This is a genomic window from Mycobacterium sp. 852002-51961_SCH5331710 (assembly GCF_001665535.1).
GTDB lineage: Bacteria > Actinomycetota > Actinomycetes > Mycobacteriales > Mycobacteriaceae > Mycobacterium.
On record NZ_LZSQ01000018.1, the window covers coordinates 1 to 20,973 of the forward strand.

Genomic DNA, 20,973 nt, shown 5'->3' on the forward strand with positions numbered 1-20,973 from the left:
GCCACCCGCCGACTCGCCTCAGCCTTGGAGATCCGCAACAACACCGTCAACGCGCCGGCCACACTGTGCTCACCCACCTCCGCCAACGGCGCGCCCTGCAACCCGGCGACCAGCCGGTGCCCCACCATCGCTTGGCGTCGCGTGAAGGTCTCCCACTGGGCGGTCAACGCCAACTGCTCAGCAGTGCTCAAGGTGTCGAACGACTCGGCGATCAACGCGGACGCCTGAGCGGCCATCCCCGCAATCACTTCGCTCACATGTTCGAAACCCACACCCCGACGCTAAACCCACCCCCCGACACGATCACCCCAATTGTGACCACTGAAACCAAAGAGACACAAGTGAATTGAGATGAGTCCCCGCACAAAGCAACGCGGCGCACGCTCACCGAGAAGCGTGCGCCGCGTGGCTGGGCGCTAGATGTAGCCAGCTAGTGATTACGGGGCGGGGATGTTGATGCAGCCGACGTTCGGCAGGCATCCGCTCGCGCCGCCGGGTCCGGCTGTGCCGCCGGGTCCGTTCGGAGCCAGCGCGCCGCTCGCGCCGCCGGGACCGGCCGAACCACCGGGGCCACCAGGGATTACGCCCTGGGCGCCGCCACCATCAGCGGTACCCTGCGGGCCGCCGGGAACGTTCACGTCGGCACCGCCGCCAGGAGAGGCGTCGATGTTGCCGATGCCGGCACATGGGGTGCCATCGGCGTTCAGACAGGGCGGGGGCGCCGGCTGCGCGCCGGCCACCGGCGCAACGGCGATCGCAACTGCCGCGGCGCCCGAGAACAACAGGGGCATCATCTTCGTCAGTTTCACGTTCATGTTCTGAGGGCTACCACGTCAGCGATTTACTGAAACCTTCAAACTTTCTCCGCGACGTGAGGCAACCGTCACAACCGGCCCACCTGTTTCAGCCCGGAAACGGTGTCCGCCAGCGTTTCCTGCGGATCGCGGTATGTGATACCCAGTTCGGTCTCGCTCGGCGAGTCGTCGGAAGACGGCATCTGCGTGTAGTACTGCATCGCCGCCGCGGTCACCGGTGCGTCGAACGGGAGGAACGGTCCCACCACATCGACAACCCTTCCGATGTTGCGCAACACCGTGTCCGGTATCGGATACACCCGCAGCGTCGTGTTCGCCGCTTTTCCGATCATCGTCGCCAGGTCAGCGATCGGAACTCGTTTGCCGCCAGCCATGTATCGGCGTGGGCCCTTGCCGGGCTCGAGCAGCGCGGCGTGTAAGGCCGCCAAGTCTCGGACGTCGACCACGACCCACGCCGCCCCTCGGCCCGGCACTCCGCGCATCTGAACCGCGGCCTGAACGCCTTCTGCCGCTTCGCCGAACTGGTTTCCCGCCGGCGGGCCGAGCACCATGCCCGGGTAAGTGATGCTCACGGGCGCGCCCTTCTCTTGAAGGCCGCGCGCGTACTTCTCCACCTCCGCTTTGGATTTCCCGTAGCCGTCGGTGCCGCCCACGACCGGAAGGTCTGCGTGCAGCACGTCGCAGTCAGGGTTGAACAGCGCCGTGAAGCTCGAGACGTGGATGATCGGGTCGAGTCCGCGCTCGGCCGCGGCACCGAGCACGTTGTGAGCACCGTCGAGGTTGGTCCGCAGCATTTTGTCGGCTTGTCGCGGATCGACTGAAACCATTGCTGCGGAATGGATTACAGCATCGCAGCCATCCATCGCCGCGGCTGTCGACTCGGCATCGGCGATGTCGCCGACAGCATAGTCGTCGGTCGCGACGCCGATCTTCGCGGCGCTCGTCTCCAGTCGTGCCGGATCGCGGACCAGGAACCTCACCTGATGACCTGCTTCGGCCACGGCCTTTGCCGTCCACGCCCCGACGAAACCGGTACCCCCGGTCAACAGCACCCTCATTCAAACCTCCCGTAGCAACTAGCGCTGCGGATTACCCCGAGGCGCCTGCCTCTACACGGAAGCTCTACGCGAACGGCTTCATCAGTCGCGGCGGCAATACCCGCATCACGCGGACCAGCGGCGCCCACGGCCACCACGGCACCGCCGCACGACCACTTTCGCGTTCGATCACGCCGACCAGCGCCCGCACGCCGGTTTCGTTGTCCACCATCAACATCGTGGACGCCGACTTCGCCGTCATCTCGGATTCGATGTACCCCGGCTCGAGCACCGTGACCTTGATCGGCCCACGCGCGTACTCCGCGCGCAACGACTCCCCCAGCGACGAAACCCCGGCCTTGCTAGCGGCGTACGCGGCCTTCACGCCCGGCACGCCCTTGTTTCCGAGAACCGACGAGACAAGCACCAGATGGCCACCGCCGGCCTTCTTGAACATCTCGAGCGTGGTCTCGATCTGGACAAGCGCCGCAACGAGATTCGTTTCGATGGTGGCCTTGTTCGCCCACAGTTTGCCGGACCCGAGCGGCGCGCCCTTGCCGACACCGGCGTTCACGATGATGCGGTCGATACCGCCGAGTTCGTCGGAGAGTTCGGCGAACACCTTCGGCACCTGCTCGTGGTCGTTGACGTCGAGGGCTGCGACGGCAACATTTATACCGGGATGGCGCTCGAGCAACTCGACCTTCAGTTCGTCGAGGCGGTCGACGCGCCGTGCGCACAGCGCGAGGTCACGGCCCTTCGCGGCGAACGCACGGGCCATTCCGGCGCCCAGTCCGGAGCTCGCACCGGTGATCAAGATCTTCTGCCGGGTCACCCCGACAGACTAAGCGAGGGAATCGCCGTCAAAATGACCACATGGTTCTTGTGCGCAGCGCTACCTTCCTGCTCGTGGCCTTGTTCGTCGCCCTCTCTCAGGGGGTCGCCGCCGGACAACCCGCCTCGCCGCTGTACCGGCTCGTCGACACCGCGTCGCAGCGGCTGGCCACCGCCGACGCCGTCGCGGCGGCCAAGTGGGTCAACGGCGGATCGATCACGGACCGTCAGCGCGCCGACGCGGTGTTGGACGCCGTAGCCGCCGACGCCTCCGCGCGCGGGATCGACCAGGGCTATGTCCGGGCGATCTTCACCGATCAGATAGCGGCCACCGAGGGCGTCGAGTACACCCGATTCGGCCAGTGGAAATTCGACCCCGCCACCGCCCCCAACACGGCCCCCGACCTGTCGGTGTCGCGTTCGCAGATCGACGAGTTCAACAAGGTCATGGTCGACGAGATTGCGCGACAGTGGGATTCGTTGCACGCACCGAGCTGCATGTTCGAGCTCAACAACGCGATCGACGCCGTTGCCACCGCCCGCCAGCTCGACCCGCTCTACCGGCACGCGCTGTCGGCTGCCACCCGCTCCTATTGCCGGATCACTTGAGCAGCCGCGACAGCCGCCGATCGGCGAGCACCTTGCCGCCCGTCTGACACGTCGGGCAGTACTGAAACGACTTGTCCGCGAACGACACCTCGCGCACGGTGTCACCGCAGACGGGGCAGGGCAGGCCGGTTCGGGCGTGCACGCGCAGGCCGGACCGCTTCTCCCCCTTCAGCGTCGCGGCCTGCTGACCGACCGAGCGTGTCACCGCGTCGCTGAGCACTCCGATCATCGCGTCGTGCAGTGCCGACAGCTGCGCATCGGTCAGCTTGGCCGCCGTCGCGAACGGGGAGATCCGCGCGACGTGGAGGATCTCGTCGCTGTAGGCGTTGCCGATGCCCGCGATGACCTTCTGATCGGTGATCACCGTCTTGATCCGGCCGCTGTTACCCGCGAGCACCCCTGCGAGGTCGTCGGGTCCCAGCGACAGCGCGTCGGGCCCCAGCGCCGCGATACCGGGCACCTTCGTCGGGTCGTCGACCACCCACACCGCGAGCCGCTTCTGCGTGCCGGCCTCGGTGAGGTCGAAGCCCGCACCGGCGCCTGGGGTCCCGAGGTGAACGCGCAGCGCGATCGGCCCCTTACCCGGCTTCAGCGGGGCCGCCGCCAGCTTGTCCGACCAGCGCAACCACCCCGCGCGCGACAGATGGGTGATCAGGTGCAGGTCGCCGGCCTGCATGCCGAGGTACTTGCCCCAGCGGTTGGCATCGGTGACGGTCTGGCCGTGCAACGCCGTGATCGCCGGGTCGAACGTCTTGAGCACCGAGAACGCCGAGACGTCGATGCGACCCACGGTCTGACCGACGGCGTGGCGGCGCAGGTGGTCGGCGAGCGCTTCGACTTCGGGTAGTTCGGGCATGCCTCCAGTGTGCCGGTCAATTCCGTCGTGCGGCACCGCCGGTGAGCACCGACATCAGCCAACTCACGATCGACAGCACGATCGCGGCCCAGATCGCCGTCCACCAGAAGTCGTCGATGAACAACCCCCAGTGCGTGGTGTGCTCGGTGATTTGCGACGTGATCCACAACATCAACGCGTTGATCACGATGTGGATGAGGCCGAGGGTGACGATGTAGAGCGGGATCGAGAGTATCTGCACGATCGGCTTGATGATCGCGTTGACCACACCGAAGATCACCGCGACCACGAAGATGATGCCGACTTCCTGCAGTCGCGACTCGGCGCCCACGAACCTGATCCCGGGAACAACGAGAGTCACCACCCACAGCGCGAAGCCGGTCAAAGCGGCCCGCAAGAGGAACGACATCGCATTAGCCTAAACCAGTCGACGCACCGGGAGGGCAGCCGTGGATTTCGTTCAGCGCACCGTGGATCTCGCACGGCGAAACGTCGAAGAGGGCGGGCGCCCGTTCGCGACGGTCATCGCCAAGGACGGGGAGGTGCTCGCCGAGAGCGCCAATCAGGTTGCCCAGACCCATGATCCGACCGCACACGCCGAGATCCTCGCGATCCAAAAGGCGTGCACGAAACTCGGCACCGAGCATCTGGTCGGCACGACGATCTACGTTCTCGCCCACCCCTGCCCGATGTGCCTGGGCTCGCTGTATTACTGCTCCCCCGACGAGGTGATCTTCCTGACCACCCGCGACGACTATGCGCGCTACTACGTCGACGATCGAAAGTACTTCGAGCTCAACACGTTCTACGACGAGTTCGCCAAGAGCTGGGAACAAAGGCGACTACCGATGCGCTATCAGCCCGAGGACAGCGCCATCGACGTCTACCGACTGTGGATGCAGCGGAACCCGCAGTCCACCTGACGGGTCGATTTCACGCATCTGGTGCGTGCGATCGACAGTCCTAAGCGCGCAGCAGATAGGTGTCCATGATCCAGCCGTGCCGCGTCCGCGCATCGGCGCGCACCCTGGCAATCTCCTGGCCGACGTCGCCCACGGTGCCCGACATCAGCAGCTCGTCGGGCGTACCGAGATACGCACCCCACCAGATGCGGGTCTCCGGCGGGCACGCCAGAAACGAGCAGTCGGCGTCGAGCATCACGACGGCGCTGCCGGCCAGCCCGGTGTCGCGAAGCTGCCTGCCAGTGGTGATCAGCACCGGTTCGCCGACGTCGTTGAGCGATATGCGATGTCGCGCGGTGAGCGCCTGAATCGCGGTGATGCCGGGGATGACGTCATAGTCGATGTCGATGTGGCCCGCGACGGTGTCGAGAATGCGCAGCGTGCTGTCGTACAGCGAGGGGTCGCCCCACGCCAGGAAGGCGCCCACACCACCGTCGGAAAGTTCGCTCTCGATCGCCTCGGCCCACACCCGCGCCCGCGCTGCGTGCCAGTCGGCGACGGCCTTCCGGTACGCGGGTCCGTCCGACGCCTCCCTGACCCTGGGCGGATCCTGTAGTTCGACGAACCGGTATCCGGGCTCGCGAATGAACCGCTCACAGATGTGCCGTCGCAGCGCCACCAGGTCGTCTTTCGCTTCTGCACTTTGTCCTCCTCGCGTGCGGGACCCCTTGTCCATCGCGAAGAACACCTGGGTGTCGTTGAGGGCCGCCACCGCCTGCGCCGTCACGTGGTCAGGGTCGCCGGCACCGATACCGATGACGTGAATTCGACGGGTCACGCCCGCGAGTATGCCTTCAGTGTTTGCGGCCGCGTGACAGACGTAGCCGCCTGGCGCGCTTGACGTCCTTCTTCTCGGCGGCCTGCTCCTTGCGAATGTTGTGGTCGTCCTTCATGGGCAGCTGCAGCTCGTGTTCGGCGGGCAGACCGGCCTGCAGCTGACGGCCGCGCTCGACCTCGGCGTCGACTTCCGCGCCGAACAGCAGCGCGAGGTTGGTGATCCACAGCCACAGCAGAAACACGATGACGCCCGCCAGCGCGCCGTAAGTCTTGTTGTAGCTGCCGAAGTTGGCGACATAGAGCCCGAACACGACCGACGCGAGGATCCACGCGACGATCGCGAGCGCGGCGCCGCCACTGATCCAGCGGAACTTCGGTTGTTGGACGTTGGGCGTGACGTAGTAGAGGATCGCGACCGCCGCCACGACGAACAGCAGGATCAGCGGCCACCGCAGCACATTCCACGCCGTGACGGCCGCGTCGCCCAACCCGATCGCATCGCCGATCGCTCGTGCCACCGGGCCACTGATCGCCAGCAGGAACACCACTGCGGCCGCCATCACCAGGCCGACCAACGTCAACAGCAGCTGCACCGGCCGCAGCTTCCACACCGGCCGGCCCTCGTCGATCTCGTAAATGCGGTTCATCGCGCGACCGAACGCCCCGACGTAACCCGAGGCCGACCAGAGCGCGCCGATGATGCCCACCACCAACGCGAACCCGGCCGTCGGCGAGTTGACGAGTTGCTCGACGGTCGGGCGCAGGCTGTCCAACGAGGACGCCGGTGCGACATCGCCCGCGATGTCGAGCAGTGCGTCGACCGTGCGTCGGCCCTGTCCGAAGACCCCGAGCAACGACACCATGACCACGAGCGCGGGGAAGATCGACAGCACCGCGTAGTACGTCAGCGCCGCGGCCAGGTCCGTGCATTGATCGCTCTGGAACTCCCGGATGGCCTTACGCATGGCGTAGATCAGCGAGGGCCGGGTGAGGTCGGTCGGCGACTCCGGTTTGCGGGGATCGTCGGGGTCGGGGGCCTCAGTTGACGTGTCGGCCTCGTCGGTGCGCATACCCCCCGGTACCCGTGGGCACCGCCACCAAACGCGAGCAGTACCGCAAGTATGCGGTACCGGAGGTATTGACTAGAGCGCCGTCGGCTGCCTACCTTGAGAGGACCGTCACCGAAGGGACGTCAACGATGACCAACCCGACGCTGCACCCCAGCCGTGCCGAGTTCTCCGAACGCCTGCTGCGTGGCTCGGTGAAGAAGTCGTACGCGCCCGTCGTCGACATTGATTGGGACGCGCCGCTGGACCCCGACAAGTTCTACCTCCCGCCGAAGGTCGTCTCGCTGTACGGAACCTCGCTGTGGGACACGATGAGCCGCGAGCAGCAGATCGAACTCTCCCGCCAGGAACTGGTCAACACGCTGTCGGCAGGGATCTGGTTCGAGAACATCCTCAACCAGTCGTTGCTGCGCAAGATGATGCATCAAGATCCCACCGCCAGCGCGACCCACTACGAGCTCACCGAACTGGGCGACGAAACCCGACACATGGTGATGTTCGGTAAGGCGATCGAGCGTGTCGGCGTAAAGCCCATATGGCCCAAGTGGTATCAGCGCGTGATCATCAACGCGCTGCCGTTCGTCTTCCAGGGCGCGGCACTGTGGGTGGCCGCACTGATCGGCGAGGAGATCTTCGACTCGCTACAGCGCCAGATGATGGACGACGACGAGCTGCAACCGATCGTGCAGCGACTCATGCGGATTCACGTCACCGAAGAAGCACGGCACATCCAGTTCGCCCGTGACGGGTTACGCAAACGGGTCCCGCACATGCGACCACTGCCGAAGTTCGTGCTGTCCAACATCAACGGTCTCGGCGGCTACTTCTTCCGCTTCCTGTTCACCAACAAGGTGCAGTACCAGCGCGTCGGGTTGAACCCCCGGTCCACGCGGCGCATCGCGCGCCGCAGTCCACACCGCCTCGAGACGCAGGTGACGGGTTTCGCGCCGCTGGCCGCCTTCCTCGAAGAAGTCGGGCTGATGGGGCCGATCGCCCGCCGGATGTGGCGACGCAGCGGTTTCCTACCGCGATGAGTGACATGTACGACGGGGTCGCCGCGCTCCGGATGCACGACACGGACCACGGCGTCCGAGTGCGTCTCGTCGGCCACGTCGACCCAATCGACGGCAGATACCACTGGCGTGGCATGGTTTTCGATCTGACATCCGATGTGCGCCTGCCCCAACCCGTGCACATCTCGATCGGCCACCACTCCGCAGAGGGCCACCTGACCGAGGTGACGCCTTGGGGCACGCACTGCGTCGCGGGCGTCGGCGCGCCGCCGTACCCGCTCGGCGGCTAGCTCTCCGATTGACCCGGAGTTCGTCTCGACTAGTCCAGATCTTCGTCGGTCAGCGCCGCGAACCCCTTGGCCTGCCCGCGGGCCAGAGCTGCCCGAACCACGCCGGCGAGCAGACCCTGGATCGCGGCAGCGATGAACACCTCGCGCGTCGAGCGGCTGAGGTCCTTCGGATCCGGCTCTTCATCGTCCGGGCTGATGCGCTGCCAGATCTGCTGGAAGATCTGGCCCGCGATCATCCCGCCGGCAACGCTGCTGGCGATCGACAGGGGCTTGTAAATCGTCTTGGCCGCACTCACGGCGAACGAGATTCCCGATGCGCCAATGCTCAAACCCCGAACTAGAACACGTTCTATTATCACCCGGTGCGGTTCACCTATGCCGAAGCCATGACCGACCCGACGTACTACATACCCCTGGCGCAAGCCGCGGAGGCGGCCGGGTATCACGCGATGACGATCGCCGACAGCGTCGCGTATCCGTTCGAGTCGGACTCGAAGTACCCCTACACCCCGGACGGTAGCCGCGAATTCCTCGACGGCAAGGCGTTCATCGAGGCGTTCGTGCTCGCCGGTGCGCTGAGCGCGGTCACCACGACGCTGCGGTTCAACTTCTTCGTCCTCAAGCTACCCATTCGGCCACCGGCCCTGGTGGCCAAACAGGCGGGCTCGCTGGCGGCGCTGTTCGGTAATCGCCTCGGTTTGGGCGTCGGCACCAGTCCGTGGCCGGAGGACTACGAACTGATGGACGTGCCGTTCGCCAAGCGCGGTAGGCGGATGGACGAGTGCATCGAGATCATCAAGGGCCTGACGACCGGCGAGTACTTCGAGTTCCACGGCGAGTTCTACGACATCCCCAAAACGAAGATGACGCCGGCACCCACCGAACCGATTCCGATCCTCGTCGGCGGCCACGCCGACGCCGCGCTCAGGCGCGCGGCGCGCAACGACGGCTGGATGCACGGCGGCGGTGATGCAGAAGAGTTGGACCGACTCCTCAAACAGCTCAAGCAGTTTCGCGAGCAAGAGAGCCGCGACGCACCATTCGAGATTCATGTGATCTCGGCGGACGCCTACACGCCCGACGGCATCAAGCGGCTCGAGGACAAGGGCGTCACCGACGTGATCGTCGGATTCCGGGTCCCCTACATCACAGGCCCCGACACCGAACCGCTCGACCGCAAGATCCGCCACCTGGAGAAGTTCGCGGAAAACGTCATCGCGAAAGTGTGATCCCGCCGCCGATTCGGGTAATCGACGGCGCAATGCAGTCGATGGAGATGTCGCGAACCATTCGCGGGTCGGCAGTGGTGCTGACCATCAGCGGCGTGGTCGACAGCAACAATTACTGCGAACTCCGCAACCAGATCGTTCAGGCAGCGCTGGAGGAACCGCACGCGGTTCTGATCGACGTCTCCGGCGTGGATGCACCGGCCGGCTCGGCCTGGACCGTATTCAGCAGCGCCCGGTGGCATGTCGAGCGGTGGCCCGGTGTGCCGCTCTTCCTGGTGTGCTCCGATGCGTCGACTCGAGCCGTGATCAACCGCACCAGTGTCACCCGCCATGTGCCGTTGTTCGCCGACCTCGACGCCGCATTTGAAGTAGCGGAGATCGACCGCCGATTACCGACGCGTAGGCGGGCGCGTGCCGAGTTGCCCGCAGCGCTGGCGAGCCTGCAACGTTCACGCGAGCTGACCACTCAGTGGCTGACCGCTTGGTCACGCACCCGGATGATCCCGACGGCGAATGTCGTGGCGACCACCCTTGTTGAGAACGTGCTGCGCCACACGGACAGTCAGCCGGAACTGCGGGTCGAATGCCATGGGGCGACGATCGCGATCGCGGTCACCGACGGAAGCCATGACCCCGCCGTGCTTCGGGAAGCCGCCACCGCCGCTGCGAGCCCGACCGGGTTGTTCATCGTCGCCGCCCTCTGTCGATGCTGGGGCAACGCGGTGACCAGTTCGGGCAAGACGGTGTGGGCACTGATGGGGCCGGAGAACGCCCTCCCTGATCAAGCACTGCTCAGGGTGACGTGCGGGCTCTGTCCGTAGGTCTGGCGGTAGAGGACCGCGAACCGTCCGGTGTGGGCAAAGCCCCAGCGTGCCGCGATCTCAGTGACGGTCTGGCCGTTGATAGCCGCCAATAGTTCCTGGTGCGCGTGGTTCAACCGCATCCTGCGCAGATGCTGGAGCGGGGTCGTGGCGAGGTGGCGCCGGAACATGTACTGGACCGCTCTCGGTGTCACATGGACGGCTTCAGCGATATCGGCCAGCGCGATGTCGTTGTGCACGTTCGCCTCCATGAACTCGATCGCGCGCCGCAGTAGAACCGGCTGACTTTCGCCGCGGAGATGCAAACTCGGACACGCCGTCGCCGTGTTGGGGAAAGTTTCGAGCGTGACCGCTGCCATCAGTCGACTGGCCTGCTCGACAAGCACCGGCGTTGCGGGCGAATCGTCTGAGAGCACGCTGTCCTTCACGTAGCGGACCGTGTTTTTCCACAGCTGCGCGGCGGCGTCGTCCACCGGCGAGAAGCTGCTGAAGCGAATCGGCAGCGGCGCACACGAACCGGGGAGTCCTGCCGCCACGCCGGCAGCGACGCGGGCATCGATGAGCACCGCCGTGAAATGAGCATTCTCAAAGAGCGCCGTGTGCGGCAGATGCGGTTGAGCCAGCATCGCCACCTCGCCCGCCGCAACTTCGGTTCTGATGCCATCGCACGCGCTGGCGATCCGGCCCGCGGTTGGCCAGATAACGGCCACTCTGTTCAGAGGATCCGGACGTATTTCTGCCTGGCCGACGACAGTTATCTCGTCAAGGGTCAGCGGACCGACTGTGGCGCGGGCATGGGAGAGTATCGGCCCTTCACAGTGTGGCGGAGCCTTGTGCGACAGCCTCATCTTGACGCCGTAGATGTCCTCGAGGAACTCGGCGGCATCGGCTGGCTTGCTGATCTCGACCTGTGAGCGCTTGAGTCGGCACGTCTCGTCGATTGAAGTACTGATGTTGCTCACCTCATGAAGGGAGGCGCAGAGCGAAGCTGTTGTCTCAGCTCCAGTGGTTTGGAGCATACCCAGCGGAAGGGTCTCGAAACGAAAGAGAATCCGCTGCCCGCGCGTCGCCTCCGCCCCTTACCCCGCGGATAGAAATCCCTTCCCTCATTGGGCAGAAAGCTCACTCGCGGGCGATTTCGCGGCCTGTCGGTGCTCGCGAGCATTGACGCGTCCCTATAACTGATGACTCGAGGAACCGATGACCACGACAGCCACCGGTACGAACAAGTCCGCCCGCGACGAGACCGTGCGGCTGCGCCTCGGCGACCTGCCGGTCACGCGCAGCGACGCCAGGACCACGCGATTGCGCCCGATCGCCCCGCAGGCCAAGCCCCTGCCGAAGGCCACCAGCGCCTTCGACGGCAAGACGGTGCGGCTGCGCCCGATCGACCTCCCTGTCGTCGCCAAGGTGACCAACACAGTGAGGCAGCGCTACGTCAACTTGAGCGCGGTCAAGAAGGCGCCGACCAAGTGGGATATCGCGCGGCTCTCGCTGGTGATGCTGCTGGCGTCCATGCCGATCCTGGGCATCTCGGTCGACGTGTTCGGGCTGGTCCCCCAGAACGTCACGTCGATCATCGTCATCGCACTGTGCGCAGTGCTGGGTGCGCTGATCGCCTTTGCCCCGCACCGGATGGACATCTTTGTCGGACGCGGCCTGATCTCAGGCATGGTGGCGTGCATCGTTTACGACGCCGCTCGGCTGTTCGCGGTGCACGTGCTGGGCCTGATGGGCGACTTCATCCCGGTGATGGGATCGTTCGTCACCGGTGAGCCCGACACGGCAGGCAGCGCAGCGGTCGGTTATGTCTGGCGCTACATCGGCGACGGCGGCGGGCTGGGCGTCGCGTTCTTCGTCGTCGCGTTCGCGCTGGGCATCGACCGGTGGAAGAACGTCTACGCGGTGCTGGCGTCGGTCGCCTTCGCGGTGTTCCCGACGTGGGCCGGGCTGATGGCAACGGTCGCGCTGGCCCCGCGCGGCGAGGAGATGATGTTTCCGCTGAACGTCGCGACCGTGACGATCACCCTGGTCGGGCACTTGATCTTCGGGCTGGTGCTGGGTCTGGCGTTCCTCAAGGCGCCGCGTGGACGCGACCGCAACGAATGGCCCTGGCCGCCACTGTTCGAGACGGCACCGGCCAGGCGGGTCGTTCGCGCCTACAAGATGTTCACCAACCGGCCGTAGCGTTCGTCGACCAGAGACCTCCTGTCTGAGCCAGAATTGCCTGGATAGGAGGTCCCATGTCGTCGCACCTGGAAATCTCGAGACCGTCGGGGCGGGAGCTGGTTCCGCTCAGCGGTGACCGGGTGACCCTCGGTAAGGCCACGACCAACGCGGTGTCGCTGCAGCACGACGAGACCGTCTCACGGTTGCACGCCGTGCTGGAGAACCTCGGGTTCGCTTGGTCGATAAGGGATCTCGGGAGCCGCAACGGGACCTTTCTCAACGGTGAGCGGATCACCGCCGAACGTGTGCTGCGGTCCGGCGACGAGGTGCGCCTCGGCAAGTCACGGCTGATCTTCTGGGAGGTCAGGGACAGCGCGGACGGCAAGCTCGACGAGGAGACGGTCACGGCTCAGGGCGTCGAGCCCCCGCCGAGGCTGACCCACCGCGAACTCGACGTGCTCATCGTCCTGTGCCGGCCGCTGGTGTCCGACGACCCGTTCCCCGAACCCGCCTCGGTCCGCCGAATGGCAGGTGAACTGTTCGTCACCGAGGCCGCGGTCAAACAGCATCTGCAGAACCTCTACGACAAGTTCGCCATCCCCGCCGAAGGCGACCGGCGGGTCAGGCTGGCCAACGAGGCATTGCGGCGCGGCGCCGTGACGCTCGCGCAACTGCGCGCTACGTGAAGTCGAGAGCCTCGACAGTGGCGACCGGGCCCTCGTGGGTCGGGCGGTCGGCGCCTCCGATGCAATACACCGTCTCCCCGACCGCGGCCACCACTTGACCGTGCACCGGAGTTCCGATCGGCGCCACCGTCGTCCACCTGCCGTTGCCGATGTCGTACATCTCGACCGTCGCCAGCACGCGGGTCGGCTCCTCGCCGCCCACCGCGACGATCCGGCCGTCGATGAAGGCGGCGCCGTAGCTTCCGCGCGGAGTCGGCATGTCCGGCAGCTTCGTCCATTCACCGCTGGCCGGGTCGAAACGCTCGAATGCCGCAGTGTTCTCGTCGGCGACGCCGGATTTCGACAGTCCATCTTCGATGCCGTACGGCGACTTATGGGCGGCAAAGGGTCAGCGCATTGCCCAGCGGCACGCCGGTGCCGGCGCCGCGGGACGCGACCCCGCGCACCTGCGAGTTTGCTTTTTCCCCGGCTCGGGTAACACGGTGCCGCACCTTCATGAATTCAAGGAGCCGCGGCTGATGAGTGCCACCGATACCGAACGCTCGGATGACGCGCGAGCCAAGACACCGGGACAACTGACCGGAGCGGTTGTCATCGTCGCACTGGTGTCAGCGGTCTCCGGGATGCTCTACGGCTACGACACCGGCATCATCTCCGGGGCGCTGCTGCAGATCACGAAGGACTTCGGCATCGCCGAGGGGTGGAAGCAGCTGATCGCCGCCAGCATCCTGCTCGGGGCGGTTATCGGAGCCCTGGTCTGCAGCTACCTGTCCGACAAACGCGGCCGCAAGGGCACGCTGCTGATGCTCGGCGTCCTGTTCGTCGTCGGCGCGCTCTGGTGCGCGGTCTCCCCCAACCCGGAGTTGTTGTCGCTCGGAAGGCTGGTCCTGGGCTTCGCCGTCGGCGGGGCGACGCAGACCGCGCCCATGTACGTCGCGGAACTGGCGCCGCCGAAGTACCGGGGCCGGCTCGTGCTCTGCTTCCAGATCGCGATCGGGGTCGGCATCGTGATCGCGACCATCGTCGGTGCGACGGAATCGATCCCGTGGAGATGGTCGATCGGCATCGCCGCGGTTCCCGCCGCGATCATGTTCGGTCTGCTACTGCGGCTGCCGGAGAGCCCCCGGTGGTTGGTCAAGAACGACAATCGCGATACGGCACGTGACGTGCTGGACCGGGTTCGGCCGTCGGGCTACGACATCGAGGGCGAACTCGACGAGATGGCGGAGCTGGTACGCAAAGAGGAGACCGCCAAGACGCGGGGATGGCCGGGGCTGCGCGCGCGGTGGGTGCGCCCGGCGCTCATACTCGGTTGTGGCATAGCGATTTTCACTCAGCTCAGCGGTATCGAAATGATCATCTACTATTCGCCGACGATCCTGACCGACAACGGATTCTCGGAATCGGTCGCGCTGCAGGTCTCGGTGGGGCTCGGCGTGAGTTATCTGGTGGCTCAGCTCGTCGGGCTGTCCATCATCGACAGGGTCGGCCGCAGGCGGCTCACGTTGATCATGATTCCCGGTGCGGCGCTGAGCCTGTTCGTCCTGGGCACGTTGTTCGTCACCGGCAACAGCGGGCGGGACTCCGTGCCGTTCATCATCGTTTGCCTCATCGTGTTCATGCTCTTCAACGCGGGCGGGTTGCAGTTGATGGGATGGCTGACCGGATCCGAGACCTATCCGCTGGCCGTGCGACCGGCCGGCACCGCCGCGCAGTCCGCGGCGCTGTGGGGCACCAACCTGATCATCACGCTCACCCTGTTGTCTCTGATCAACGCGATCGAGGTGGGGCCGACCATGTGGCTCTACGGGTTGTTCAACGTCGCCGCATGGATTTTCGTCTACTTCCGGATGCCCGACCTGACGGGGAGAAGCCTCGAGGAGATCGAACGCAAGCTGAGCAACGGCCAGTTCCGCCCCGCCGATTTCGCCCGCTGAGCGCAGAGGCCATACTCGAGCGGTGTCATCGGCAGCCGTCAACATCGACGAGATCGTGGTCGCCGATCCGGCCGATGCCTGGAGTCGGGCCGGATTCACGGTTGACGCGGATGACACCTGCCGAGTGGGCGGTGTGCGCGTCCGGTTGGTCGGCTCGGATGGGGGCAGCGGAATGGCCGGGTGGTCGTTGAGCGGATTGCCCTCGGACGCCGCACTTTCCGAAGTCGACGGAATCCCGACGACGGCATCGAACGCGCCGCCCACCTCGGGCGCCGAACATGCCAACGGCGTCACCGCCATCGACCACGTCGTCGTGCTCTCCCCCGATTTGGACCGGACCGTCCAGGCGTTCACGGGCATCGGCGTCGCGCCGCGACGAGAACGCGACGGTGAATTGGGCGGCAATCCGATCCGCCAGGTCTTCTTCCGGTTCGGCGAGGTGATCGTCGAGGTCGTCGGCTCTCCGGGCACCACGAGCGAAGCACCGTCGACGCTCTGGGGGATCACCTACGTCGTCGCCGACATCGACGCGACCGCGGCGTTCCTCGGCGACCGGACCGCACCCGTCAAGGACGCCGTGCAGCCCGGACGACGGATCACCACACTGCGGCATCAGGCGTTCGGCATGTCGGTCCGCACGGCGATGATCTCGGCCCCCGCGCGTCGCTGAGCCGTCGACTCGACGCCGTTGCCTATTCTCTGGCCATGGCAGACGACGTCGTGGTGATCCATACGGACGGCGGGTGTCGGCCCAATCCCGGACCCGGCGGCTGGGGTGCGGTGCTGCGTCAACGCACGCATGTGCGCGAGATGTACGGCGGCGAGGCGCAGACCAGTAACAACCGCATGGAGTTGACCGCCCCGATCATGGCGCTGGAGGCGTTGACCCGTCCGGTGGTGGTGCACCTGTATACCGACAGCACGTACGTCCGCAACGGCATCACGAAGTGGGTGCTCGGCTGGGAGCGCAACGGCTGGATGACCGCGGCCAAGCAGCCCGTGAAAAACGTCGACCTGTGGCAACGGCTGCAGCTGGCGTGTAAGCCGCATCGAATCGAGTGGTTCTGGGTGAAGGGCCATTCGGGCGTCGCCGACAACGAGCTTGCCGACGTGCTCGCGACGCGCGGGATACAGGAAGCCCTGCTAGCGGCGCGCTGACCGCTGGTGGTTGCAAGAGGCGGGTCCTGCCTCAGCGTTGGGAATTATCCGCCCGGACGGTGTGGATGAAGGAAGCGATGGCCCTGCCGATCTCGTCCGCGCTGTCCTCTTGGAGGAAATGTGTTCCAGGAACGGTGATTTCGGTCTGATTGGGCCAGCTGCGCACGATGTCGAGGATGCGTTGCTTGCTCTGGATCACCCCGGGATCGGCGCGGACGAACAGCTTCGGGACATCGCTCGTGGCCAACCACGCATCGAACGCCTCGATGATCTCGACCACCTCGGCGGGCTCCCCGGCGAGCGGGACGTCGCGGGGCCACGACAGCGTGGGGCGTCGATCCTCGCCGGGGTTGACGAATGGCTGCCGGTAGTAGCTCATCTCTTCGTCAGTGAGGGCGCGCAACACGATCGACGGCAACACGCCCTCGATGAAGACGTTGTTGTTCAACACCATCTCCTCGCCCTCCGGCGAACGGAACACCCGGAACATCTTGGCGACCTCTTCGGGAAAGTCGTCCCACTCCATCGGGACCGAGACGGTTTCCATGTGCACCAGGGCCGCGACGCGGTCCCGGTGTTGGTTGGCCCAGTCGAACCCCAGGGCACCACCCCAGTCGTGGAGCACGAGCGTCACGCGATCGCCGAGTTCGAGTGCGTCCCACAGCGCGAACAGATAGTCGCGGTTCTCGCGGTAGTGGTAGCTGTCGGGGCCGGGATCATCCAGCTTGTCCGAGCCGCCCATCCCGATCAGATCGCAGGCGACGAGTCGGCCGAGCCCTTCCAGGTGAGGCATCACGTTGCGCCACAGATACGACGAGCTCGGGTTCCCGTGTTGGAACACGATGGCATCGCCCTGACCCTCGTCGATATAGGCCATGCGTTTACCGTTGATCTCTTTGTACTGCAGGTGGCCGTACGGTTTGACCCCAGGCATCAGGCGCTCCTGCCCGGATGTTGTGTGGCGAACCCTTGGCAGATGCTCATCAGCTCCGCGACGTACTCCTTGACGCTTTGAACTGCGTCTCGGGTCGCGGACCGTGGCGATCCTCCGTCGAACGGCGGGGCGGGGTCGTACTCCAGAAGGAGTTGCGCATAGCGCGCCGTTTCTTCGTCGAACAATTCGGCGAGAAGCGTCAACCCGAAGTCGATTCCTGCCGTGACGCCACCCCCGGTGATCCGATTGCGGTCGATCACGACGCGTTCTTCGGCCGGTATCGCCCCGAAGAAGGGCAATGCGTCCAACATCGACCAGTGCGTCGTAGCCCTGTACCCGGCCAACAGGCCGGCGGCGCCCAGCACCATCGATCCGGTGCAGACCGACGTGACGTAGCGTGCCCGTGGGCCACGGGTGGCGAGGAAGTCGATGATCTGCGGGTCCCGCATGGCATCGGCCGTTCCGCTGCCGCCCGGAACGAACACGACGTCGTAGTGATCGGCTGCCTCAGAGAGCAATTCGGTCGCGCGGAAGGGCGCACCACTGTCCGAGAGAAACTCCTCGGTGGTGGAGCCGAGGAGATGCACATCGGTGTGTTGGCGAAGCGTTTCGTATGGCCCGATGAGGTCCAGCATCGTCAGCCCTGGAAACGGAATCATCGCCACGCTGGGCTTCCAATTGGCCTGTGACGTAACGGCGGTCACGCTGCACATCCGGAAGGCCGCGCGTGCGTTGAACTTTCCTGACCGAACGTGTTGGGAATGTCTGGCATCGAAGTCCCTTCAACTGGAGGCGACTCGAACGTAGCGCCCGTGCTCAGTGAGGGACACCGGCCAGATGGCCAATGACCGCCGAGATGTTGCCGATTACGACGTTCGGCGGCACAGACTCGGTCGAGTCAGAGGTTCAGCGACCCGGCGATCCGATCTCGGCTACGCTCCGTTCGTCAGCTTGGCCGCCGGACTTGCGGAGATGGCGGGCTCCGTCTCGCGCTGATCTACTCCCACCTAACTGGCGGAGGTGCAGTATGCGAAGTGTGCGGTATTCCTGGACTATTGAGCTAGGTCGTACACCTCGGTGCCGCGATGTCTTGGGCCCATGAAGTGCTGTCTGACCCAGTCGGTGATCTAGGCGCCGGTGCCGGACTGAAATCCGTGTCCAGGTCCACCTTCGAAATCCGGGCCGGGCCTGCCAGGTCCGCCCGCTCCTTTGCCGACGACGAAGTAGCGAACCTGGCCCTCGGCGACGTAGCCCTGAAGCTGTTCCAAGGTGGGTTAGGGATCGCCACAGCCGAAGCCGCCGGTCGACATCACCGACGCACCGCTGGTCAGTTACAGGACGGTCGCGGTGTGGGAGTCGACAGTCGCTGCGCCACTTCGCTTTTGCTGCGTACCTCCAATACGACGGCGGTGATGATGAGCTGCGCCTTTGACGTGGCCGGTCTCCCACGACAACAGAGATGCCAACTATGTCGTGAAACCAGACACTGTCCCTGCTACTCGGTAGGAAGGCCCCGGAGAAATCTCCGGAGGCCTTTCGTCTCGCTTGGGAACGCTATTGGGAACATGAGCCTTGCTGCCGTCGAATGGTCACCCCGCCATGAGTGGCACCGGATGGGTTTCGTCCACGGCTGTCAGCCGGAAGCTATTCGGGACTGGTGTCCAAAGTGCCACACCGCACAGGGCGCCCTGATGTGCAATGCGGATACGACCTCGCCGGTCGCACCCGCTTTACATGTGGTCGTAGTCTGCGCTCAGAAGCGGGGAAGGCCGATCGGTAGGCCCGGCAGGCCGGGTCCTGGACCGGCGGGGCCGGGTCCCATCAGTGGCGCAAGCGGCGGCCCGCCGGGGCACGGCAGCAACGGCAGGCACAGCCCCGGCCCTGCACCGAACCCGGGACCGGGCGGTGGCGGTGGCTGGGCGCTGGCCGCGCCCGCTCCGAAGCCGATCGCAGCCAAGGCTAGCCCTCCGAAAACCGCTGCGGACGCAACGCTGATTCGAGTCTTCACTCTATTCACCGGAACCTCCATGATGTGGTTGTGCTGTCTGACATTCGCCGACGCTATGCGCCTCCCATGAGTAGTTCGTGTCTCCCAGCTATGAACTGGTTATGCGTAATAGCAGAGCCGTCAGGAGGCTTTCGATATATCGTCTTCGACGGCCCTGGATGTTTCTTCCGTGCGTCAAAATCGATGTGGGTCTTCGGTATTCTCGCCGCCGTACGTTCGCGGTGCCGGAAAGAGGAGGACGACAAGGTCTCGGCTCGTACCGATGAGACGACTCGGCGCACGCCTCTCGCCGGCCCGCCGTTCCGATTCGCTCGCACTGTGCAATCTCACAGGAAACGGATACGACACTGACAGCGGTTGCACACGGCTGCCAGCGAACATGGTTGGAGTGGACTCCGACCCCGCTATGGCGCGTTACTCGTCATCGATCACACGGGTCACGCGCCTCTGCTGGGACCAATCCGAAACCAGACGAGTAAAGATACTCATCATCGACGCCGAACCCGTCGTGGCCGAAATGCTGTTGATCGCGCTCGATTCTGAAGGCGCCCGCGCCATGACGGCATACGACGGCGCCGCGGCGATGTCGGCCGCGCGTCAGCTCGGGCCAGACGTCATCATCCTCGATCCTCGACTGCCGGACATGGATGGCAACCTGCCGCTGCAGCACCTGCGCGAGCGCCATCCGACAATGTCGGTCATTCTCCTGCAGGAAAAAGCCCATCGTCCCACGGCGAAGAATGTCCGCGGCGACGCCTGCATGTCGAAGCCCTTCAGCATCGAAGATGCACTGGCTCAGGTACGGCGTGTTCTCCGGGACAACGGTGCCACACATGCCAGCGTGCAATCGATGGCGTCCGTCGGCGACCTCGTCATCGATGAAGACACCCGTCACGTTTCGCGCGATGGTGACACCATCATCCTCACGCCCACTGAGTTCAAGTTGCTGCGATTGTTCGTTCGTAACGCTTTTCGGCCGCTGTCCACGCAAGAGATCCTCGGGCGGGTGTGGCACTACCAGTACACGGGCCGGCCGGCGCAGGTTCAGCTCTACGTGTCGTACCTCCGTCGGCGTATCGATTACGGGCGCGTTCCGACGATCCACACGCTACGGGGCACTGGTTACGTCCTACGCCCATCGATCACGTCTCACTCCGACGAGGCCGCCGGCCGACCCCTCCGTGACGAACGGATTGTCAGGTCCTAGGAGTCCGACGGTTGACCGCTGATCCAGCGCGGGGTGAGACCTCTGCCACCTGAACCGCGGTCGATGTCGTCGAGACCGCCTGCACCAGGATTTCGGACGGCGTCTCCGCCAGTCGAGCCCAGCATGCGACGTGCCCCGGGGCATCGCTGCCCCGGGGCACGTCCGGATCGATCTCCTACCGGCGCGGACAGGGCGCCAGAGGCGGGCACGGAGCCGGTCCGGGACCACCCGGGCCCAGGTTTGGCGGCGGCACACCGGGCCCGGGACCGACTGGTGCTAGTCCGGGGCCGACCGGTCCGGCTCCGCAGGGCGCTCCGGGCGGGCAGGGGGGCGGTGGCGCCGCGTTGGCGACGGCTGCGCCGAGGCCCATTGCTGCGCACGCCACGGTGAACGCGGTCAGCACCGAGCCGGCGGCGGCACGGCGGAACACATTGTTGTGCGACATGTGGTTCAGCTCCTTACATTTCGTCAGATATCTGGTTACCGGGCGGCGCAACGGCCGCCCGGTAAGAAACTGCAGGATGCCTGTCTCTTATACACATCTCCGAGCCCACGAGACTGCAG

The 20,973-nt window shown here is 65.4% G+C and carries 23 protein-coding genes and 3 pseudogenes; 12 read left to right on the plus strand and 14 right to left on the minus strand.

Annotated elements, in window-relative coordinates; translation table 11 throughout:
- The 4 genes and pseudogenes from A5752_RS02830 to A5752_RS02845 all read right to left on the minus strand — a co-directional run.
- Positions 1-272: pseudogene (locus A5752_RS02830) on the minus strand (13E12 repeat family protein); the annotation flags it as partial.
- Positions 273-437: 165 nt separating this feature from the next.
- The gene (locus A5752_RS02835) at positions 438-815 is read right to left on the minus strand and encodes a hypothetical protein (protein WP_067081793.1); all 378 of its coding nucleotides are present in this window, start codon (positions 813-815) and stop codon (positions 438-440) included.
- A 68-nt stretch (positions 816-883) separates the two neighbouring features.
- Entirely contained in the window at positions 884-1,873 is a 990-nt protein-coding gene (locus A5752_RS02840; protein WP_067081796.1) for an SDR family NAD(P)-dependent oxidoreductase, read from the minus strand.
- A gap of 64 nt (positions 1,874-1,937) precedes the next feature.
- Entirely contained in the window at positions 1,938-2,687 is a 750-nt protein-coding gene (locus A5752_RS02845) for an SDR family oxidoreductase (RefSeq protein ID WP_067081798.1), read from the minus strand.
- Between the two features lie 41 nt (positions 2,688-2,728).
- Between A5752_RS02845 and A5752_RS02850 the strand changes: the two genes are divergently transcribed.
- Positions 2,729-3,295 (plus strand): chorismate mutase, encoded by a 567-nt coding sequence (locus A5752_RS02850; RefSeq protein ID WP_082963714.1) that lies wholly within the window; start codon positions 2,729-2,731, stop codon positions 3,293-3,295.
- On the opposite strand, the gene A5752_RS27865 is transcribed toward A5752_RS02850, so the two are convergent.
- From A5752_RS27865 to A5752_RS02860, 3 genes and pseudogenes are all read right to left on the minus strand, one after another.
- Positions 3,288-3,755, minus strand: a complete 468-nt coding sequence (locus A5752_RS27865) for a zinc finger domain-containing protein (protein ID WP_231967336.1) — start codon at positions 3,753-3,755, stop codon at positions 3,288-3,290. The two genes, A5752_RS02850 and A5752_RS27865, sit on opposite strands and share 8 nt — an antisense overlap.
- A gap of 153 nt (positions 3,756-3,908) precedes the next feature.
- Positions 3,909-4,151 (minus strand): annotated as a pseudogene (locus A5752_RS27870) (DNA-formamidopyrimidine glycosylase family protein); the annotation flags it as partial.
- Between the two features lie 16 nt (positions 4,152-4,167).
- Entirely contained in the window at positions 4,168-4,560 is a 393-nt protein-coding gene (locus tag A5752_RS02860) for a phage holin family protein (protein WP_067081804.1), read from the minus strand.
- Positions 4,561-4,600: 40 nt separating this feature from the next.
- Here A5752_RS02860 and A5752_RS02865 point away from each other — a divergent pair, with 40 nt between their 5' ends.
- On the plus strand, positions 4,601-5,074 hold the full coding sequence (locus A5752_RS02865; protein WP_067081807.1) for a nucleoside deaminase: 474 nt from the start codon (positions 4,601-4,603) through the stop codon (positions 5,072-5,074).
- A 40-nt stretch (positions 5,075-5,114) separates the two neighbouring features.
- Here the strand turns inward: A5752_RS02865 and cobF are convergent, their stop codons facing one another.
- Complete coding sequence (gene cobF, locus A5752_RS02870; RefSeq protein WP_067081809.1) at positions 5,115-5,891, minus strand: precorrin-6A synthase (deacetylating); 777 nt, start codon at positions 5,889-5,891, stop codon at positions 5,115-5,117.
- A gap of 16 nt (positions 5,892-5,907) precedes the next feature.
- Positions 5,908-6,960 (minus strand): YihY/virulence factor BrkB family protein, encoded by a 1,053-nt coding sequence (locus A5752_RS02875; RefSeq protein WP_067081812.1) that lies wholly within the window; start codon positions 6,958-6,960, stop codon positions 5,908-5,910.
- A 128-nt stretch (positions 6,961-7,088) separates the two neighbouring features.
- On the opposite strand from A5752_RS02875, the gene A5752_RS02880 reads away from it, so the two are divergent.
- Positions 7,089-7,991 (plus strand): AurF N-oxygenase family protein, encoded by a 903-nt coding sequence (locus A5752_RS02880; RefSeq protein WP_067081815.1) that lies wholly within the window; start codon positions 7,089-7,091, stop codon positions 7,989-7,991.
- Positions 7,988-8,260: a DUF4873 domain-containing protein gene (locus A5752_RS02885; RefSeq protein ID WP_231983312.1), complete on the plus strand. Its 273-nt coding sequence runs from the start codon at positions 7,988-7,990 to the stop codon at positions 8,258-8,260. Before A5752_RS02880 ends, A5752_RS02885 begins: the two co-directional genes overlap by 4 nt.
- Before the next feature lie 29 nt (positions 8,261-8,289).
- Here the strand turns inward: A5752_RS02885 and A5752_RS02890 are convergent, their stop codons facing one another.
- Entirely contained in the window at positions 8,290-8,556 is a 267-nt protein-coding gene (locus A5752_RS02890) for a DUF4235 domain-containing protein (RefSeq protein ID WP_067081821.1), read from the minus strand.
- 66 nt (positions 8,557-8,622) lie between these two features.
- On the opposite strand from A5752_RS02890, the gene A5752_RS02895 reads away from it, so the two are divergent.
- Positions 8,623-9,489, plus strand: coding sequence for a TIGR03619 family F420-dependent LLM class oxidoreductase (locus tag A5752_RS02895; protein WP_067081823.1), 867 nt, complete (start codon positions 8,623-8,625; stop codon positions 9,487-9,489).
- 41 nt (positions 9,490-9,530) lie between these two features.
- Positions 9,531-10,310, plus strand: coding sequence for an STAS domain-containing protein (locus A5752_RS02900; RefSeq protein WP_067081856.1), 780 nt, complete (start codon positions 9,531-9,533; stop codon positions 10,308-10,310).
- On the opposite strand, the gene A5752_RS02905 is transcribed toward A5752_RS02900, so the two are convergent.
- Positions 10,271-11,272 (minus strand): helix-turn-helix transcriptional regulator, encoded by a 1,002-nt coding sequence (locus A5752_RS02905; protein WP_067081826.1) that lies wholly within the window; start codon positions 11,270-11,272, stop codon positions 10,271-10,273. The two genes, A5752_RS02900 and A5752_RS02905, sit on opposite strands and share 40 nt — an antisense overlap.
- 238 nt (positions 11,273-11,510) lie before the next feature.
- Between A5752_RS02905 and A5752_RS02910 the strand changes: the two genes are divergently transcribed.
- Together A5752_RS02910 and A5752_RS02915 are read left to right on the plus strand one after the other, a co-directional pair.
- Entirely contained in the window at positions 11,511-12,497 is a 987-nt protein-coding gene (locus A5752_RS02910) for a hypothetical protein (protein ID WP_067081829.1), read from the plus strand.
- Positions 12,498-12,553: 56 nt separating this feature from the next.
- On the plus strand, positions 12,554-13,165 hold the full coding sequence (locus A5752_RS02915) for an FHA domain-containing protein (RefSeq protein ID WP_067081832.1): 612 nt from the start codon (positions 12,554-12,556) through the stop codon (positions 13,163-13,165).
- Here A5752_RS02915 and A5752_RS02920 read toward each other — a convergent pair.
- Positions 13,158-13,493, minus strand: a pseudogene (locus tag A5752_RS02920) (Kelch repeat-containing protein); the annotation flags it as partial. The gene A5752_RS02915 and the pseudogene A5752_RS02920 overlap by 8 nt on opposite strands.
- On the opposite strand from A5752_RS02920, the gene A5752_RS02925 reads away from it, so the two are divergent.
- Genes A5752_RS02925 through rnhA form a run of 3 tightly spaced genes read left to right on the plus strand, consistent with a single transcriptional unit; the run spans position 13,423 to position 16,260 of the window.
- A complete protein-coding gene (locus A5752_RS02925) occupies positions 13,423-15,102 on the plus strand; it encodes a sugar porter family MFS transporter (protein WP_286159380.1) in 1,680 nt (559 codons plus the stop codon). The pseudogene A5752_RS02920 and the gene A5752_RS02925 overlap by 71 nt on opposite strands.
- Before the next feature lie 22 nt (positions 15,103-15,124).
- Positions 15,125-15,772, plus strand: coding sequence for a VOC family protein (locus tag A5752_RS02930; protein ID WP_067081837.1), 648 nt, complete (start codon positions 15,125-15,127; stop codon positions 15,770-15,772).
- Positions 15,773-15,807: 35 nt separating this feature from the next.
- Positions 15,808-16,260 carry a ribonuclease HI gene (gene rnhA, locus A5752_RS02935; protein ID WP_067081841.1) on the plus strand — a complete coding sequence of 151 codons (453 nt, stop codon included), beginning with the start codon at positions 15,808-15,810 and terminating at the stop codon, positions 16,258-16,260.
- A gap of 31 nt (positions 16,261-16,291) precedes the next feature.
- Here the strand turns inward: rnhA and A5752_RS02940 are convergent, their stop codons facing one another.
- Positions 16,292-17,194 (minus strand): haloalkane dehalogenase, encoded by a 903-nt coding sequence (locus tag A5752_RS02940; protein WP_067081844.1) that lies wholly within the window; start codon positions 17,192-17,194, stop codon positions 16,292-16,294.
- Positions 17,194-17,898, minus strand: coding sequence for a DJ-1/PfpI family protein (locus A5752_RS02945; protein WP_082963719.1), 705 nt, complete (start codon positions 17,896-17,898; stop codon positions 17,194-17,196). Before A5752_RS02945 ends, A5752_RS02940 begins: the two co-directional genes overlap by 1 nt.
- Before the next feature lie 1,692 nt (positions 17,899-19,590).
- Between A5752_RS02945 and A5752_RS02950 the strand changes: the two genes are divergently transcribed.
- Positions 19,591-20,409 (plus strand): response regulator transcription factor, encoded by an 819-nt coding sequence (locus A5752_RS02950; protein ID WP_197500531.1) that lies wholly within the window; start codon positions 19,591-19,593, stop codon positions 20,407-20,409.
- The last annotated feature ends 564 nt before the right edge of the window (positions 20,410-20,973 follow it).

Excerpts from the sequence above, each read along its gene's own strand:
- A5752_RS02835 (WP_067081793.1), bottom strand. The coding sequence starts at position 815 with ATGAACGTGAAACTGACGAAGATGATGCCCCTGTTGTTCTCGGGCGCC.
- A5752_RS02840 (WP_067081796.1), bottom strand. The coding sequence starts at position 1,873 with ATGAGGGTGCTGTTGACCGGGGGTACCGGTTTCGTCGGGGCGTGGACG.
- A5752_RS02850 (WP_082963714.1), top strand. The coding sequence starts at position 2,729 with ATGGTTCTTGTGCGCAGCGCTACCTTCCTGCTCGTGGCCTTGTTCGTC.
- A5752_RS02860 (WP_067081804.1), bottom strand. The coding sequence starts at position 4,560 with ATGTCGTTCCTCTTGCGGGCCGCTTTGACCGGCTTCGCGCTGTGGGTG.
- A5752_RS02875 (WP_067081812.1), bottom strand. The coding sequence starts at position 6,960 with ATGCGCACCGACGAGGCCGACACGTCAACTGAGGCCCCCGACCCCGAC.
- A5752_RS02880 (WP_067081815.1), top strand. The coding sequence starts at position 7,089 with ATGACCAACCCGACGCTGCACCCCAGCCGTGCCGAGTTCTCCGAACGC.
- A5752_RS02885 (WP_231983312.1), top strand. The coding sequence starts at position 7,988 with ATGAGTGACATGTACGACGGGGTCGCCGCGCTCCGGATGCACGACACG.
- A5752_RS02900 (WP_067081856.1), top strand. The coding sequence starts at position 9,531 with ATGGAGATGTCGCGAACCATTCGCGGGTCGGCAGTGGTGCTGACCATC.
- A5752_RS02910 (WP_067081829.1), top strand. The coding sequence starts at position 11,511 with ATGACCACGACAGCCACCGGTACGAACAAGTCCGCCCGCGACGAGACC.
- A5752_RS02915 (WP_067081832.1), top strand. The coding sequence starts at position 12,554 with ATGTCGTCGCACCTGGAAATCTCGAGACCGTCGGGGCGGGAGCTGGTT.
- A5752_RS02925 (WP_286159380.1), top strand. The coding sequence starts at position 13,423 with ATGTCCGGCAGCTTCGTCCATTCACCGCTGGCCGGGTCGAAACGCTCG.
- rnhA (WP_067081841.1), top strand. The coding sequence starts at position 15,808 with ATGGCAGACGACGTCGTGGTGATCCATACGGACGGCGGGTGTCGGCCC.
- A5752_RS02940 (WP_067081844.1), bottom strand. The coding sequence starts at position 17,194 with ATGCCTGGGGTCAAACCGTACGGCCACCTGCAGTACAAAGAGATCAAC.